Below are 15,551 nucleotides of genomic sequence, written 5' to 3'. Positions count from 1 at the left end.
TATTGTACAATCTTTCCGGTAATTAGAAGACATACGAAAAACTCCCTTTATAGCAGGAGGGAAATCTCCAGCTGCTGTAAAGGGAGCGTATCAAATGATTTTTTTACCAAAGAGAATATTAGCCTTGTTACCAGTCAAAGAAAAATTTTAATATTAAAACGATAGTTGCATATCCTGCAGCCCCTGTTAAAAACCATTTGAAGTGGGCCTCTCTTTCTTCCGGCATCTCATATTTGATAACGTTTAGAATCATCGCACCGGAAATAAAAGAGAAAATAATAGCGAGGACAAGCGTATTAAATGTTATAAATGAACCAACCAGCCAGCCGATAACAATCCCTGCTGCCAGCACATACCGGCCATATTTATTATACATTTCTGAATTTTCTCTCCACATATCATGAGCTACTGCAAAAAAGTGCAGGCCGATAGCTGAAGAATAAAAAGCGACTTGAATTCCTTGTACCTGTGATTGAATAACAACAAACGAAATTAACATATTATAAATGCTAAAAAAGATTATTTGCACCCAAAAAACGCGGTTTTCGATGACCTTTACCTGAGCAGTGTCTGATTCCTTCTCTGATTTATTCAAAGACCGATTTACTATATTTTGAATGCCGAAAAACAGCAGCATGCCAATTAATCCAACAAAATATAATTCCGATTCCATTGCCAAACCATCTGTATCCTGCAAGCTTGCCTGTTCTTCATGAAAAGCAGGTAATACATAGACAAAGATATACGCAGCTGCAATCCCTCCAGAAAAAGACAGCCAACGATCTCTTTTAATACGATCAGAGGGCAGTATCTGATTAGTTAATAAATGAATGGTTATCAATATAACCCCGACAACGAACGCTCCAACTGTCAATATTTACACTCCTACGTTCAAAAAATCTTTCCTTCATTCAATAACCTATACCCCTATTCATCTTGTTAAAAACCAGCTTTATCACACAACCAACACCTTATTCTACTCTTCTTATCATCCCATTGAACGCAACCTTAGAACGGGCATAATGGATAACTGGATTTCCGCCTAAAAGTTCTTTCGATAAAAAGGAAACCATCGTCTGCTTTTTTATAATGACCTCTGCATTTTGGACCTGCCACCGCTTATGCTGAATATCCCCGCGATATAAAGAACCCTTTTTATATGACCAGAAGATATACCGTTCCAACAACCAATAATCAAGGCTTTCTTTTTCCGGATAAAAAGCTGCTTCCTCCGGCGTATAGCTTGCTTGAAATTGAGCAGCCAGCTCTCCTTTACGTGAGCTCTCCAAATAATAGGTGCCAGCTGAAGCCTCCATTTTCATATCTGCATGGAGAAAAGGAGCATGTACTATTTTTGCTCCTAAAACGACAACGAATTTATTCGTATCCATCGTAAAGAAATAAACTCCTTTTTCTCCATTTCTTTTTACATATGTTCTTACATTCAGCTGCAGCATCGGGCGCAGATATGGGGTTCCAGGCAGATAGCGAAAACGGTTCTTGCTTACTTTGAAAGCAACAATACTAATCCACGCCTGTCCGTCATAAGTATCCAATTCTACTCCTTTGGGAAGCTGCCCTGCTAAAGCATTCCGTGATACTGGCAGATGGATAAATAGCAGGTGCTCCCATTTTTGGAGAAGAACCCATGGAGAAGGATGATGCATGCCTGCTTTTGAGATTGTTTTTTTAATAATCATATGGATTTTTTCCTGTTCATGTTTTTTGGATATGTTTATGCATCTATTAGTCTAAACAGCTTTATACTCCGTTATTCGCTCTACTTCAAAAAAAGCACATCAATCAGGTAGCCCATCCATTTACTTAGCAACAAACTTTCCTCTTCGCTTTAATAATATATACTCCAATGTTCCTGTCCCGACGAATATCCCGCACAGGATGAAAACAAATCCAATGATATGAAATACTGTCAGGCTTTCATTTAAGAACAGTACAGAACCAACTATTGCAAAAAGCGTATTCAGATTCATAAACAGCGTTGTTTCCGCAGGACCTACCTGCTTAATCGCCAAATTATAAATAATATGACCAAAGGCCGTACATAACAGCGAACTAAAGAGAAAAACCAGCCCCAGCTTCCATGAGAACAGCTGGGTTAGATCGGAAACTTGGTTATCAAAAAGCTGACTCGTCAGAAAGATAAAACCCGAGCCGATGAAAAGCATAAAGCCTGTACTCAATATCGAATCGAAATCATCATGATATTTTCCTATTAAAATAAAGCTGAAGGCCTGCACTAAAACAGCAAAAAAGACAACCACATCCCCTATTGCTATACTATGAAAACCTCCTCCTGAACTGGTGGTAAGGAAAATTCCAGCAAACCCCAAAACAAATCCAAATAAACGTAATTTCGGAACACGCTGTTTTAATAATAAAATCGCTAATAAAACAGTCAATAATGGACCCGTTCCTAAAATCAAACTGCTATTCACGCCAGAAGTATATTTTAAGCCGACACTTAGCAGCGTATGATGGAGAACAACATTAAATATCCCGACATAAAGGATAACCTTCCATTCTTTTTTATTCGGCCATCGAAACCGCCCCATAAATAAACAAATTAAAAGCACTGCAGCACCCGCAACAAAAATACGGAGCGCAGTTACTAAAATTGGATCGATATCGGTAACTAAAACCTTAATAGCGGAGAGGTTAAATCCCCAAAACAGCATTACAATAAATAAGAGGATATGTATTTTTTTCAATTCAACACCTGATTCCCATTTAATATACAGAAAATTTTAAAATAAATATGTCTTCTTTTAAACTATCATATTGGGTGGGGGATTTCAAAAGGGGGGATTTTTGCGTTTTCTGTTTTCAGTATAATCTTCCCTTTAATAAACTAAATTATAGTTTATTAACATCCAATCAAATTTCATTCTGACTGTTTCAATAAATTTACGTTTTTGTTAGTTTAAAGGAGAAACATACAGAAAAAAGACTGATATAATTCAAAATACACTTTGACAACCATTTATAAATCCATACTTAAATTATATGATAAAATCAGATCGCAATCTATCTCTGAAAGTCATTATCGTATATGGCAAAGTGCTTGAGAAAATATGCCATTATTTAGACATAAAATTTCAATTTAAATAAAGGAACAATACTTAAATACAGGGCAAGAATTATTTAAGAAACAACAAAATGTAGAAGACACACCGTACAATATGTCAGCATAAAAAAACTAAGGCATTCCCAATTTTTTTGGTGAACCCCTTAGTTTTGCTTTTATAAATTGGTTTACTTATTCGTCAATGGAAATAACTTCTGAAACAATTACCTGCAAATCATAAGTTCAAAATACTTTTGAGCCAGACTTATTTCCTTCAAAGACACTTATACGTATTAACTACATTTTCTATAGTGTATCCATACCTTTCAATAACCTCGTTACCAGGAGCTGAGGCCCCGAATGAATCAATACTCATTACAATCCCGCTATCTCCAACATATTCTCTCCATCCAAGTTTAGAGCCCATCTCAATAGAAACACGTTTTCTTATACCTTTTGGAAGAACACTTTCTTTATAGGCTTCCGATTGTATTTCAAAGCGATCCCAGCTTGGCATACTTACCACATTAACAAATATACCTTGCTTTTCCAGTTCTTTTTGGGCTTCAATAGCTAAGTTGACTTCTGAACCGGCAGCAATTAAAATTCCTTCTGGTTCTTGGGCAGATTTAGAAACCACATATGCACCTTTTCTTACGCCATCTTTAGCAAGTTCTGCGGAATTCTTTAGTGTAGGTAAACCTTGTCTTCCAAGAACAAGCATCGTTGGTTGAGAAGTATTTTCTACTGCAAGTTTCCAAGCTTCTTTCGTTTCATTTGCATCTGCTGGGCGGATAACGGACAATCCTGGCATTGCGCGGAAAGATGCTAAATGCTCGATTGGTTGATGTGTTGGACCATCCTGTCCTACCGCAACAGAATCATGTGTGAACACATAAGTGACTGGGAGCTCCATTAATGATGCTAAACGGATAGCCGGACGCAAATAATCAGAAAATACAAAGAAAGTACTAATAAATGGGCGCAAGTGATGAAGTGCTAAACCATTAGCAATCGCTCCCATTGCAAACTCACGAACTCCAAAACGCAGGTTTCTTCCTTGATATTGACCTCTTTTAAAATCTTCCTCATTTGTTAAACGTGTTTTCGTAGAGGAATCTAAGTCTGCCGATCCACCTATTAATTCAGGTAGCTTTTCTGCTAATTTATTCAATGTACTACCTGATGCAACACGTGTTGCAAGTGTATCTTCTGAGGAATACGTAGGGAGATCTATATCCCAATCATCAGCTAACTCTCCTTTTACAATGCGGTTTAACTGTTCTCCAAGTTCAGGAAAGTCCGTTTTATAGATTTCAAACATTTTATGCCATTTCTCTTCAGCGCTCTTTCCATTTTCTTTAATTGTGGCAAAATCCTCATACACTTCTTTTGGTACATGGAACGGTTCATATTCCCATCCGTATACTTCTTTCGTACGTTCAATTTCCTCTTTACCTAATGGGTCACTATGTGCATGATGTGTTCCTTGTAAGTTCGGAGATCCATATCCAATTGTCGTTTTTATTTCAATAACAGTTGGACGTTCCTTATCTTGTTTCGCCTCTTCAATTGCTTTTGTAATCGCTTCTACATCATTACCGTCTTCAACATTTAGATACTGCCAACAAGCTGCTTCGAAACGTTTTTGAATATGGTCGCTAAACGAAATATCTAAATCGCCATCTAAACTGATATCATTAGAATCGTAAAGAACAATAAGTTTATCTAATTGAAGGTGTCCTGCAAGAGAAATAGCTTCATAGGAAACACCTTCCATTAAATCGCCATCACCACAAATCGTATACGTATAATGGTCTATCATTTTATAGTCAGGCTTGTTATATATTTCAGCTAAATGCTTTTCTGCAATTGCCATACCAACACTTACTGGAATACCTTGGCCCAGTGGACCTGTGGTTGCCTCTACTCCAGGAGTAATTCCATATTCTGGGTGACCAGGTGTTTTACTGCCCCACTGTCTGGTCTGCTTTAAATCTTCAATAGTAATAGGATACCCAGACAGATGTAATAAATTATAGAGAAGATTAGAACCATGCCCAGCTGAAAGCACAAATCGATCGCGATTAAACCAGCTTGGACTTTCCGGGTTAATACTTAAATGTTTTTTCCATAATGCATATGCCATTGGTGCTGCTCCCATGGGCATTCCTGCATGCCCATGCTGAGCTTTCTCTACACTGTCAATTGTTAATGTTCGAATGGTATTGATGGATAGTTCAGAAATGGTATAATTTTTCGTTGTCATTAAAAATCTACCTCCAATATAGATTAACTCTCTTTTATGATGTGATAGAACAAGTACATATATTTTCCAACTATATGTACTTGTTCTACAACGTTCTTTTTGCTTAGCCTACTTTCGTTTCTTCTGATCGATTACTATTTTTCTTTTTTCCTGGAATAATCATCAGAAGAATAATCACTGCCAAGCTAACCGTAATTGCAATCGGCCCTGCATAGTTTGCCAGACTTCCGAAGAAGATACCTGATACGCCAAAATCTGCATCAGAAAAGGTTGTATTTGCAAACCCTAAATCTCCAAGTACCGGCATTAAGAATACTGGCAAGAAGGAAATAATAATCCCGTTTACAAATGAACCTGCTACCGATCCTTTAAACCCGCCAGTAGCATTACCAAACACTCCAGCTGCTGCTCCAGTAAAAAAGTGAGGAACTACACCAGGAAGGATAATTACTCCTCCTAAGAAGATCATGATTACCATGCTTGCAATACCGCCTATGAAACTAGCAAAAAAACCAATTAACACGGCATTAGGTGCATAAGTGAAAATAATCGGTACATCCAATGCAGGTTTTGCATTTGGAACAAGCTTTGTAGAGATACCTTTAAATGCTGGTACAATTTCAGCTAGAACTAGACGTACTCCTGAAAGAATAACGTAAACCCCTGCAGCGAATGTACCTGCTTGAATTAATGAAAATACAAGAAAGTTTGTGCCCCCGCTTAATTCTGCTTCAATAAATGTTGGTCCAGCAAAGAATGCAACAATCAAGTACATTACTACCATCGTTAAAGCAATACTTACTGTACTATCGCGTAAAAAACCTAAACCATTCGGAAATTTAATATTTTCTGTAGAAGTTTCTTTACTCCCTTTAAATAGTTTTCCAACTAATCCGCTCGCAGCATATCCAACAGCACTGAAATGACCTAACGCAACATTATCGTTTCCTGTTAATTGACGCATGAAAGGCTGTAAAATTGCTGGAGATAATGTCATTACTATCCCTAAAGCTATTGATCCTGCTGCAATTAACCCGAATGTGTCAAAACCGGCAACTGCCATAATAACTGCCAGCATACAAGCTAAATAAAGCGTGTGATGTCCGGTTAAGAAGATATATTTATACCTGGTGAAACGGGCAATTAATATATTAACAATCATCCCAAAAAACATAATCAGGGCTGTTGTTGTTCCATACTCGGTTAACGCCAAAGCTACAACAGCTTCATTATTCGGTACTACTCCTGACACATTAAAAGCTTCTTCAAACATGGCACCAAACGGCGTTAATGATCCGGATAGAATACCAGCACCAGCTGCAATGACGAGGAAACCAACAAAGGTTTTTGTCGTTCCTTTTACAGTATCCGCAATACCTTTCTTCTGAGCAATTAATCCAATTAAAGCAATTAAAGCTACGAGTATTGCCGGTTCACTTAAAATATCAATCATTGTACTCATATGGAAAACCTCCTTTTTCAGTTAAGCAGTTTTTATAGATAACCTTTTTCACGCACCACTTTCTCTACTTTTTCACGCAGCTCATCCATATCAATAATACTTTCCAAAACCACAACATCACCTAAATGACTTCCGCCATCAGCAATATCCTTAGCAAGGAAAAAGACATCCGCATCTCCAGGCGTTGCAGAACTCAAATCTGAATGAGCAACCTCTATACCTTCTACACCTAATTCTTGTAGAATCTGATTAATATTCATTTCTACCATAAAACTTGTACCTAATCCTGACCCACACACTGTTAAAAATTTCATAATACCTTCTCTCCTTCTTGGATAATAGATATAATTTCATCTATAGATTTTGTTTCTTTTAAACGGGTAATTAAAGTTTTATTCCCTAATATTTTGGTTAACTGGGCCAAAGCTTTTAAGTGCGCTTCATTGTCCACTGCAGCTAAGCAAATGAATACATCAATTTGATGATCCTCTTTACCTAATAATGCAATGGGCTGTTTTAACTTCAGCAGCGACATTCCTAATTTATTCACACCATTTTCAGGTCTTGCATGTGGAATACCTACACCCTTGCCAACATGGATGTAAGTTCCTAATTCTTTCACATTTTTTATCATCGCCTCTACATATGATTTTTGAATAATATGCTGATCAAGTAATGGAATAGAAGCTTTACGAATTGCTTCTTCCCAGTCAAGTTTCTCTTCAGTAAATTGAATCATATCTTCGGTTAGTAATTCGGATAACATCGGTTTATACACCTCTTTCTGATTACTTGTTGCGTAAAATAATTGAACGAGATTTCCGTACAGTTTTTCTTCATTGGTGACTGTTGCATTTTTTTTGATGACACTCATAATCTCATCAATCATCAAATGCTTTGATTGACTCGATAAATTAGGAAAATGTCTATAAACCGATTGTAGTAAATGTTTTTTCTCCACCAGGGTCATCAAAGGCTTCACTACAAATGTCGGCTTTGGAGATTCTACCGGTATGGTTGAAAATACTAAATCATAGTTTTGTACAGATATATCTGTAAATTGATCCCCATTAAACACCTCAGAGAAATAAATTTCAGGAAACAATTCTTTCAGCTGAGAAGCCAGCATCATGGATGAACTGATTCCATTTGCACAGACAATTAATCCGGTAATTCGCCCAATCTCCATTGTATTTTGGCGATCAATAATACTGCCAAAATGCATGGTGAAGAATCCAATTTCATCATCACTTATTTCTTTTTTTGTCCAACTTGCTAATGGCGACAAGGAGCGTTTTACAAATTGGAATAGCTCAGCATACTCTGATTGAATCGTCGTTGACAACGGATTATGAAAAGGAATTTCAAATAAAATTCGGAAATATGCAGGCACTAAATGATTAAACAAACTCTCTTTTAAAAGCTGTTTATTCTTCACAGGAAGGAGCGTATTTTTTTCAAATTCTTCAATAATCTTCTCAGATAATGTTAAAAGTCCTGGGTTGTCAACTCGTTGAATATGTTCGATTGCTGTTAATAATAAAATCGTTATCAGATATATTTCGTTTTCAGAGCTGTCTTCTCCATACAACTGTTTGAAAAGAGAACTTACCAAACAAAATAATGATTGATTTTCTAACAGCTTCTTCTCATTCTCTGAAAAGAATAGGACTCCTTTTTCACCTGCTTGAAAAAATGTAAAATAATAAATCAATTCAATTTTTCTTGTTTTTACTAATTGCACCCCGTGTTCTGCAAGCCATTTTTGCATGACATCATTTGTCCGGTTAAAAAAATTTTCCTGATCCCATGCTCTAAGAATATAAATGATAAATTCTTCTCCCATAGATTGGCTTAATAATTGATGGATGCATGAAATGACGCTTCTCCGCTTCTCCATCTCATTTCCTTCAATACAATATCCTTCATTTCGGCTGTACCTGAAGGTCAGTCCTTTTTCCTGACAATGCTTTTTCAACCTGCGTACATCACTTAATGCGGTATTTTTACTTACTTTAAACAGAGATTGCAAGTGAAAATTAGATACAGGCTCTTTTCGGATATAAACATAGAGATAAATCATGTAAAATCGGTTATCCTCTGAAAAATTATATTGTCCTATGCTCCTATCAGAATGTAATTTTTCTCTTAAAATCTCTCTGGCTTCTTTCGAGATTTGAAAGCGTTGGTGGCTAATTTTTAACTTCGGAATGTTGAAATCTTCCAAAATCCCATTTACCTTCTCAAAATCATACATCAACTGCCGATCGGATAATTTTAACTGTTGCATCAACTCCAGCTTTGTAATCTGTTCATGGTTCATTAATTCTTCAACTAGTCGAATCGAGCGCTGATCTAACATGTTACTATCACCTCTCACTATAATTATAAAACGCTTACAACGTTGTCACAACAACGTTTAGGCACAACTTATGATGAATATATTGACATAGATTGTGCTTTCCTTTTCTTGTTAAAATTGCTTTTTCATAAATACAAATATAAAACTGTTTACATTAAGTTCGCCAATACTTAAGATAAATTCTTATTTTTATATATTAAATTGCCAGCCCTAACTTCATAACACACTGAAAAAAAGACACCTACTCTGCAGTAAGCGTCTTTCCCTAGCATTATTTAAATTTCTATTTCTTCTATGTCTCCATCAGGATAAATGATGTAGCTTTGCAGCAACATTCCGCTTCCTAACGAACTCGCATCATGTTCTTCGCCATCCTGATATTCATGAATATCTACAAATAATAAACCGTTCATGTAATTTAGTGTTGTTGTAGTATTGTAAGCAAAATTGACAATAAAATGTATTTCACCTTCTGCCATATATTCATCATGATAAGATAAAGTATAATCAAATGTGTCTACAGATTCAGAAATGGTATTTTTCTTCCAGTTTTTAGTAGTGTCATTTCGCACATCAGACGGTTTGCTGCTAATAATCTCTGAAGCATCTTTATCGCTCTTTCCGACGATGTTTTCTTTTAAATCATCCCATTCAGATGATTCAATTTCCTCTTCTTTATTTTCTGGATTTGCTTCTTCAAAATTATTCTGTTCTTGTGGTTCTTCTTCTGAAGCATCTTCTTGCAGCGCAGGTTCCTCAGCAGCGGACTCCTCTGTTTCAAGCTCTTCTTCTGTACTTGATTGTTTATCTTCATCTGCTTGCATACCTTTATCTAAAGTTTCCTCGGTATTTATTGTCAATTCGGCAGTTTCATTATTTTCTTTGTAAGATGTGTTTTCTTCTGAATTACTACCACAGGTATCCAAAAACAACACAATGCACGCCAATAAAACCTTCCTCATAATAATTCCCATATATATTTAAACTAACTTTCACCATAAATATAGTAACAGAGAAAGATTGAAATAGGAAGTAAGTCTAATAGCTTATCTATTTATCACACTATCCTACACCCTTTTCACCATCAGTAAAGACACGTCTAACCAAAAGTGATATCTTCTATTTGACTTCCTATCGAACAATTCAGCTACAGTTAATTTGTCTGTCAGGTTTGAAAGTTTTAGCATATCTTCGATTAACCTTACAATCCTTTTTGTATACTTTCTACACTTACACTATTCTTAACAAATAGCCAATTAACTGCATCATTACTTATATAAATGAATACTCCCGCCACTTTATTTCTAAAGAAATTGGATGTGTGGATTTCTGAGAGGTCGACTTTCAAAATGAAGATTAACCGCCAGTTGAGTTGACACATCGGTGTGTTAAACCGATATCCCATTGGTCCTGCCTCCCAAGAGTCCTTTTCAGCCTATATAAGGTTCATACGTTTGCCGCAGTATAACTAGATGGGACTGGGACTACGATTACTCGCGAACTTAGCCTTTGTTCCTTTAGGCTTTAGGGGAAAGCCCCCCTGAATAAAGTTTCACATTATGTGCCTTGGCTGACATGTTTGGCTTGAACATTTTACGTTTAATTAAAAGAACCCGTATTGCGTATGAGATAATACTGTATAGGTAGAGCCTATCCAAAAAACTGAACCTGTAAGTAATAGAGCGTTAATTACTTACAGGTTCAGTTTTTTTAATGGCATAAGTTATCCCTCCTGCTAAACTGGTTCCCTCAAGCGATCCTTTTTATGTCTATCTTGGTTTTGATTCTACAACATCTCCATTTTGATACACATCATAGAATCCGACCGTGCCAGTACCTCCGTTATCTATTAAATCTTGACTTTGTGCTTTTAAGGAATAAAATACTTTTCCATCCGAGTCCCTATGAAGTTCACCATTGCTGCTGAACACTAGATCATCATTATCTAAGGCTTTCTCTGCATAAGCAACCGCTGTTTCTACTGTAAACAACTCCGCTTGATATCCTGCGGGTATTTCTGATTCTGCTTGTTGAACCGATTCATTTTCTGGAGCTGCATCTACTGTTTGATTAAAATGAGGCGCACCTACAAGCGCAACTGTAACTGCAGGAACTACCGCTAACCATTTCTTCTTCAATATAATTCCCTCCCAGAAAAATTTGGTTGTTATCCAAATACCCCTATTAAAAATAAATAAAACGCTTTCTTATAAAACTCTCTGCTTTTTTACATTGAAACCACCTCCTAAATCTTAGTCATTCCTTTTCGCATTATTGGAGTAACTTTGAACGATTAGCATTACTTTTATAGCGGTCGGGCAGCTTTCCATATGTTGCTATTCTCCATATAAATTCCATGGGACCAATCTTAAAATATTGAAACCAAATAGTGCTGTATATCATTTGGATGATTAAAATTAAGAAGGCAATGTTCATTAATGTTGTTTGATGCACATGACCTTTTAAATCGAATAGACCACTTGCTGTTAAAATCAGAGCGGTTTGAACAAGGTAGTTCGTTAACGCCATTCTTCCAACATACTTAAGAGGTGTTAATAACTTTTGAATCATATTGTGCCGGAGCAAGAGTGTTAAAGTAGTCACATAGAACGCACTTACAAAGGGCGCAGCAATGGCACCAGCCAGCTCGATTTGTCCATTTTCCTCCGTTAAGAAATTTTGAATAAAAAGTACTACAGGCAAGAGACAAAGAGATGAAATTTGCACAATACGAAATGCTTTTTGATGTGCTGTAATATTTTCAAAAACGCCCCATTGCCCCATGCTTAAACCTAGTAGAAACATAGGCAAGATCATAAAATAACCTCCGCCAAGAAATACGGCAAGGATTAATAGTATGACAGCGATAATAAAGTTAACTTTCGGTTTAAACTTGTAAAATGGAATAAGAATAAATCCGAAAATCGCATAGGGGAGCAAAGCTTCTCCTAATTGGAAAAATTGATGGATTAATCCAAAAATGAATAATACAACCAATCTTTTTATAAACAAGGCTGTACTTGGATCACCGCGATTTACTGCTCGTGTCATGAAAATATAGAAACCAATTCCAAATAAAAAAGAAAAGATAATAAAAAATCGCTCGTATACCGCATAATTTAAGAGCTGACTCCAAAAATAATCTGTTTGAAGCGAGGAAGGTAATATTATTAGTGTGATATTCGCGAATATGATGCCTAATAGAGCGAATCCTCGCAAGTAATCTAAAGTATCAATACGTTGTTTCATTATAAATTCACCCTTTACTAATTAATAAGGCTGATCAAAGTGCTCGATCAGAAAGAAGCCAGCGTATATCCAAAGGAACGGCAATGGTATGACCTTTCTACCTTAAAAGAATTATCGTCCAGTGCTTTAAACGTATTCACTCCTTTTCCAAAGACTTTCTCAACATTTTTCACTTTTAATAAAGATTTCATTATTCCTTCACCTCTCTCGTATGTTGTCTTTACTATATCCCTTCACTCTTAAACTGCAATCACATTTATCTTATAAAATCCTTAAATAAGCTTTTTCTTACAAATTCCTGTTAAGATAGAATAAATAAGATGGTAGTAACAAATATGAAAAGGTGGTAAGTTTGAAATAGACTGCAAAAAAGACAAATAAGCCATCACAGGATGACTAAACGATAAATTATGGGTTATCAACCAATCGGAAAGATAGAGAAAATACAGATCGAAATGCTGATAAATTCCAAGCAAAAAAGAAAGATTATATAGTGGGGCATTGTTGAATCAGTAAACAATAAAAGTCTGAAATTTACCAATCACTATTCTAGCGAGATGGCTTTTTTATTTAAAATCCCCTTATTGATTGTTTAATATATAGATAGATTGGTAATACTGGTTTTTAAACATGAGAAAAGATAATACGTTTAACAACTTGGAGGGAATTTAAAATGGAAGCATTTGATATTTATACTGAAGGGGTACAACATACAGTAGTCGCTAACTCTCAAAAAGAGGCTAATGAATATTTTGCGAAGCTTTCAAACAAGAAAATCATCTATTCTGAGCCGGTAGCTGGACCTGGTATAATTAATTGGTCACTACGCGACACCTCAGAGTTTAACAACATTGAAAAACAGGAAATTTAATTTGGGAAGCTCTTCACTTAGTGGAGGGCTAGTTTTATGCTTAAAATACATAAATGTGAAGATGTAAATGCACGACGATGAAAATTTATACACATGTGACAAAGAAAAGAAAAAAGACGCTTCCGCAAAAGTAAAAACTTTATACGAAAACGTCCTTCAAGATATTGTTTTAAAATAAAATGTTATCTTTTTGTGATATTTTTAGAGTTTCATCAACACCATAAAGTTCCAAAACCCTCATATATCAATATTTCAGGCGGGATAATTACATCATCCCAGGCATGAACTACTTTGATATTTTTACTTCTATTTTCTTTTAATTACCCATTATGTAGCGAATATATTAAAAGTATTTAAATAGTTTTTATAATCATTGGTAATACTTTTTAAATAATTAGTGGTCAAAATAAGGTCACTTCATTTATACGTAATTTTTGAACTTTATTTTTAGCCAATTATACCACATTACAATAGAGAGGTCTCCCCTCTCTATTTTTCTGTCTCTGCATCATCATAAGCACCAGATTTAATCAGATGCATACGTCTCATTAAATAATTCTCCAGTTCGCCCAGCCCTATCTTATGTAAACTTCTCACCTCTGACTCATAATAACCGTATGTAATTCCTGTCTGTAAATCTAACGCATCGATAAACCTTCCACCGTCTTCCCGGTCGATGAATGGTATTGTGATTTTAAATTTTTTCTTCATTATAATATACCCTCCTTTTATACTACATATACGACAAAAAGGGACTAATATCCTTCTTTTTTTAATCAGGTTCCAAATATTACATACCGAACTTTCTTGACTATAGGAACGTATATTCTTATAATTAAACGCATATAATAGATACAAACGTATATTCGTATAAGAGGTGTTTGTTGTGGATGAAATTATGATGATGGATTACAGGAATGAACCGCGTCGGGATATTATGTGTATTGATGCTAAATCCTTTTTCGCAAGCGTCGAGGCGGTCGAACGTAGACAACACCCTTTATATGCTCGTATTGCTGTTGTTTCGAAACCAGATAATCAAGGTGGTTTGGTTTTAGCTTCTTCTCCTCGCGTCAAGAAAGAATATGGTGTTAAAACCGGCACAAGGATTTATGAGATACCAAAAAAAGCAAACATAGAAATTGTAGAGCCTCGTATGGCAGTGTATTTACAAAAGAATATGGAGATATTACGTATTTTTAAGCGATATGTAGCGAAAGAGGATTTACTTGTTTATTCTATTGACGAATCGTTCCTCGACGTAACCAAATCACATAAACTTTTTGGCGGCACGCATGACATAGCTAGAAAAATACAGAATGATGTATGGAGAGAGTTGGGGTTAGTATTGACTGTTGGCATCGGTGACAACCCTCTTCTTGCTAAATTAGCATTGGACCACCAGGCAAAGCATGATGAAAAGAATGGGTTCATAGGCGAGTGGCGTTATGAAGATGTTTCTGAAACAGTCTGGAAAATAAGACCCTTAACTGAATTTTGGGGAATTGGCGGGAAAACGGAGGCAAAACTAAATCGCATGGGGATCCGGAGTATCGGAGAGTTATCGCAATATAATCTTCGTAAGCTCAAAAATAATTTCGGAGTGATTGGCGAGCAACTCTTTTTTCATGCTCACGGAATCGACCGAACGCTTTTATCAGAGGTTTACAAACCTAAAAATACGTCATTCAGCAGAAATCAGATACTTAACAGGGATTATAAAGATAGGCATGAAATTGAGGTAGTCATTCGAGAAATGACAGATGAGAATGTGGCCAGATTAAGAAAGAATTACTTAATGACTGGTCTTGTGAAATTGTATATTGGTTATTCCAGAGATGTCGTTCAGGGTGGATTTAACCAACAGATGAAGATTCCAGTAACTGACTCATCTAAAATATTAAAAGAACATATTATATATCTTTTTTACAAGCACTACGAAGAAAATACACCTGTAAGAACGGTTAACGTCACTTTCGGCAAACTCAAACATAAGCAGTCGCTGCAACTTAATTTATTTGAACCTGCAGAAGAAACAATACAAAATGAAGAACTTGACCAGACGATTGACCATATTAGGAGAAAATTTGGATATACATCCTTGTTGCATGCTTCGAGCCTGCTTGATGGCGGAATGGCTAGGTTCCGCGCTAAGTTGGTCGGTGGCCATCGTGCTGGGGATGATAAATAATAACGTTACCCACATTATTTAATGTACAATAGGGATAAAATAAAAAACAAAAAAGGGATGAA

14 protein-coding genes are annotated in these 15,551 nt (G+C 36.0%); 2 read left to right on the top strand and 12 right to left on the bottom strand.

Annotated elements, in window-relative coordinates:
* Nucleotides 1-127: 127 nt before the first annotated feature.
* From MKX55_RS06485 to MKX55_RS06435, 11 genes are all read right to left on the bottom strand, one after another.
* Nucleotides 128-874, bottom strand: a complete 747-nt coding sequence (locus MKX55_RS06485) for a hypothetical protein (protein WP_339236967.1) — start codon at nt 872-874, stop codon at nt 128-130.
* Nucleotides 875-971: 97 nt separating this feature from the next.
* Nucleotides 972-1,700: a DUF2071 domain-containing protein gene (locus tag MKX55_RS06480; RefSeq protein ID WP_339236964.1), complete on the bottom strand. Its 729-nt coding sequence runs from the start codon at nt 1,698-1,700 to the stop codon at nt 972-974.
* A 120-nt stretch (nt 1,701-1,820) separates the two neighbouring features.
* Nucleotides 1,821-2,729, bottom strand: coding sequence for a DMT family transporter (locus tag MKX55_RS06475; RefSeq protein WP_339236961.1), 909 nt, complete (start codon nt 2,727-2,729; stop codon nt 1,821-1,823).
* Nucleotides 2,730-3,359: 630 nt separating this feature from the next.
* Complete coding sequence (tkt, locus tag MKX55_RS06470) at nt 3,360-5,354, bottom strand: transketolase (protein ID WP_339236959.1); 1,995 nt, start codon at nt 5,352-5,354, stop codon at nt 3,360-3,362.
* A gap of 103 nt (nt 5,355-5,457) precedes the next feature.
* Nucleotides 5,458-6,816, bottom strand: a complete 1,359-nt coding sequence (locus MKX55_RS06465; protein WP_339236957.1) for a PTS ascorbate transporter subunit IIC — start codon at nt 6,814-6,816, stop codon at nt 5,458-5,460.
* A gap of 32 nt (nt 6,817-6,848) precedes the next feature.
* Nucleotides 6,849-7,130: a PTS sugar transporter subunit IIB gene (locus MKX55_RS06460; RefSeq protein WP_339236956.1), complete on the bottom strand. Its 282-nt coding sequence runs from the start codon at nt 7,128-7,130 to the stop codon at nt 6,849-6,851.
* The gene (locus MKX55_RS06455; protein ID WP_339236955.1) at nt 7,127-9,178 is read right to left on the bottom strand and encodes a BglG family transcription antiterminator; all 2,052 of its coding nucleotides are present in this window, start codon (nt 9,176-9,178) and stop codon (nt 7,127-7,129) included. Before MKX55_RS06455 ends, MKX55_RS06460 begins: the two co-directional genes overlap by 4 nt.
* 275 nt (nt 9,179-9,453) lie before the next feature.
* The gene (locus tag MKX55_RS06450) at nt 9,454-10,140 is read right to left on the bottom strand and encodes a hypothetical protein (RefSeq protein ID WP_339236953.1); all 687 of its coding nucleotides are present in this window, start codon (nt 10,138-10,140) and stop codon (nt 9,454-9,456) included.
* Between the two features lie 807 nt (nt 10,141-10,947).
* Entirely contained in the window at nt 10,948-11,316 is a 369-nt protein-coding gene (locus MKX55_RS06445) for a hypothetical protein (protein WP_339236951.1), read from the bottom strand.
* A gap of 133 nt (nt 11,317-11,449) precedes the next feature.
* The gene (locus tag MKX55_RS06440) at nt 11,450-12,427 is read right to left on the bottom strand and encodes a DUF418 domain-containing protein (RefSeq protein WP_339236948.1); all 978 of its coding nucleotides are present in this window, start codon (nt 12,425-12,427) and stop codon (nt 11,450-11,452) included.
* Between the two features lie 47 nt (nt 12,428-12,474).
* Nucleotides 12,475-12,618 (bottom strand): hypothetical protein, encoded by a 144-nt coding sequence (locus tag MKX55_RS06435; protein ID WP_339236946.1) that lies wholly within the window; start codon nt 12,616-12,618, stop codon nt 12,475-12,477.
* Between the two features lie 482 nt (nt 12,619-13,100).
* On the opposite strand from MKX55_RS06435, the gene MKX55_RS06430 reads away from it, so the two are divergent.
* Complete coding sequence (locus MKX55_RS06430) at nt 13,101-13,298, top strand: hypothetical protein (RefSeq protein ID WP_339236944.1); 198 nt, start codon at nt 13,101-13,103, stop codon at nt 13,296-13,298.
* A gap of 489 nt (nt 13,299-13,787) precedes the next feature.
* On the opposite strand, the gene MKX55_RS06425 is transcribed toward MKX55_RS06430, so the two are convergent.
* On the bottom strand, nt 13,788-14,009 hold the full coding sequence (locus tag MKX55_RS06425) for a hypothetical protein (protein ID WP_256705886.1): 222 nt from the start codon (nt 14,007-14,009) through the stop codon (nt 13,788-13,790).
* Between the two features lie 190 nt (nt 14,010-14,199).
* On the opposite strand from MKX55_RS06425, the gene MKX55_RS06420 reads away from it, so the two are divergent.
* Entirely contained in the window at nt 14,200-15,489 is a 1,290-nt protein-coding gene (locus tag MKX55_RS06420) for a Y-family DNA polymerase (RefSeq protein WP_339238438.1), read from the top strand.
* Nucleotides 15,490-15,551 lie beyond the last annotated feature (62 nt).

This window comes from Oceanobacillus sp. FSL W7-1281 (genome assembly GCF_037969835.1).
Taxonomy (GTDB): Bacteria; Bacillota; Bacilli; order Bacillales; family Amphibacillaceae; genus Oceanobacillus; species Oceanobacillus oncorhynchi.
Note: the sequence above shows the minus strand (reverse complement) of the source record. Positions and strands in the feature narration are given on the sequence as shown.

What these genes read in the sequence shown, in the direction of transcription:
- MKX55_RS06460 (WP_339236956.1), bottom strand. Translation starts at nt 7,130, where the DNA reads ATGAAATTTTTAACAGTGTGTGGGTCAGGATTAGGTACAAGTTTTATG.
- tkt (WP_339236959.1), bottom strand. Translation starts at nt 5,354, where the DNA reads ATGACAACGAAAAATTATACCATTTCTGAACTATCCATCAATACCATT.
- MKX55_RS06465 (WP_339236957.1), bottom strand. Translation starts at nt 6,816, where the DNA reads ATGAGTACAATGATTGATATTTTAAGTGAACCGGCAATACTCGTAGCT.
- MKX55_RS06435 (WP_339236946.1), bottom strand. Translation starts at nt 12,618, where the DNA reads ATGAAATCTTTATTAAAAGTGAAAAATGTTGAGAAAGTCTTTGGAAAA.
- MKX55_RS06440 (WP_339236948.1), bottom strand. Translation starts at nt 12,427, where the DNA reads ATGAAACAACGTATTGATACTTTAGATTACTTGCGAGGATTCGCTCTA.
- MKX55_RS06430 (WP_339236944.1), top strand. Translation starts at nt 13,101, where the DNA reads ATGGAAGCATTTGATATTTATACTGAAGGGGTACAACATACAGTAGTC.
- MKX55_RS06450 (WP_339236953.1), bottom strand. Translation starts at nt 10,140, where the DNA reads ATGAGGAAGGTTTTATTGGCGTGCATTGTGTTGTTTTTGGATACCTGT.
- MKX55_RS06420 (WP_339238438.1), top strand. Translation starts at nt 14,200, where the DNA reads ATGATGGATTACAGGAATGAACCGCGTCGGGATATTATGTGTATTGAT.
- MKX55_RS06425 (WP_256705886.1), bottom strand. Translation starts at nt 14,009, where the DNA reads ATGAAGAAAAAATTTAAAATCACAATACCATTCATCGACCGGGAAGAC.
- MKX55_RS06455 (WP_339236955.1), bottom strand. Translation starts at nt 9,178, where the DNA reads ATGTTAGATCAGCGCTCGATTCGACTAGTTGAAGAATTAATGAACCAT.
- MKX55_RS06480 (WP_339236964.1), bottom strand. Translation starts at nt 1,700, where the DNA reads ATGATTATTAAAAAAACAATCTCAAAAGCAGGCATGCATCATCCTTCT.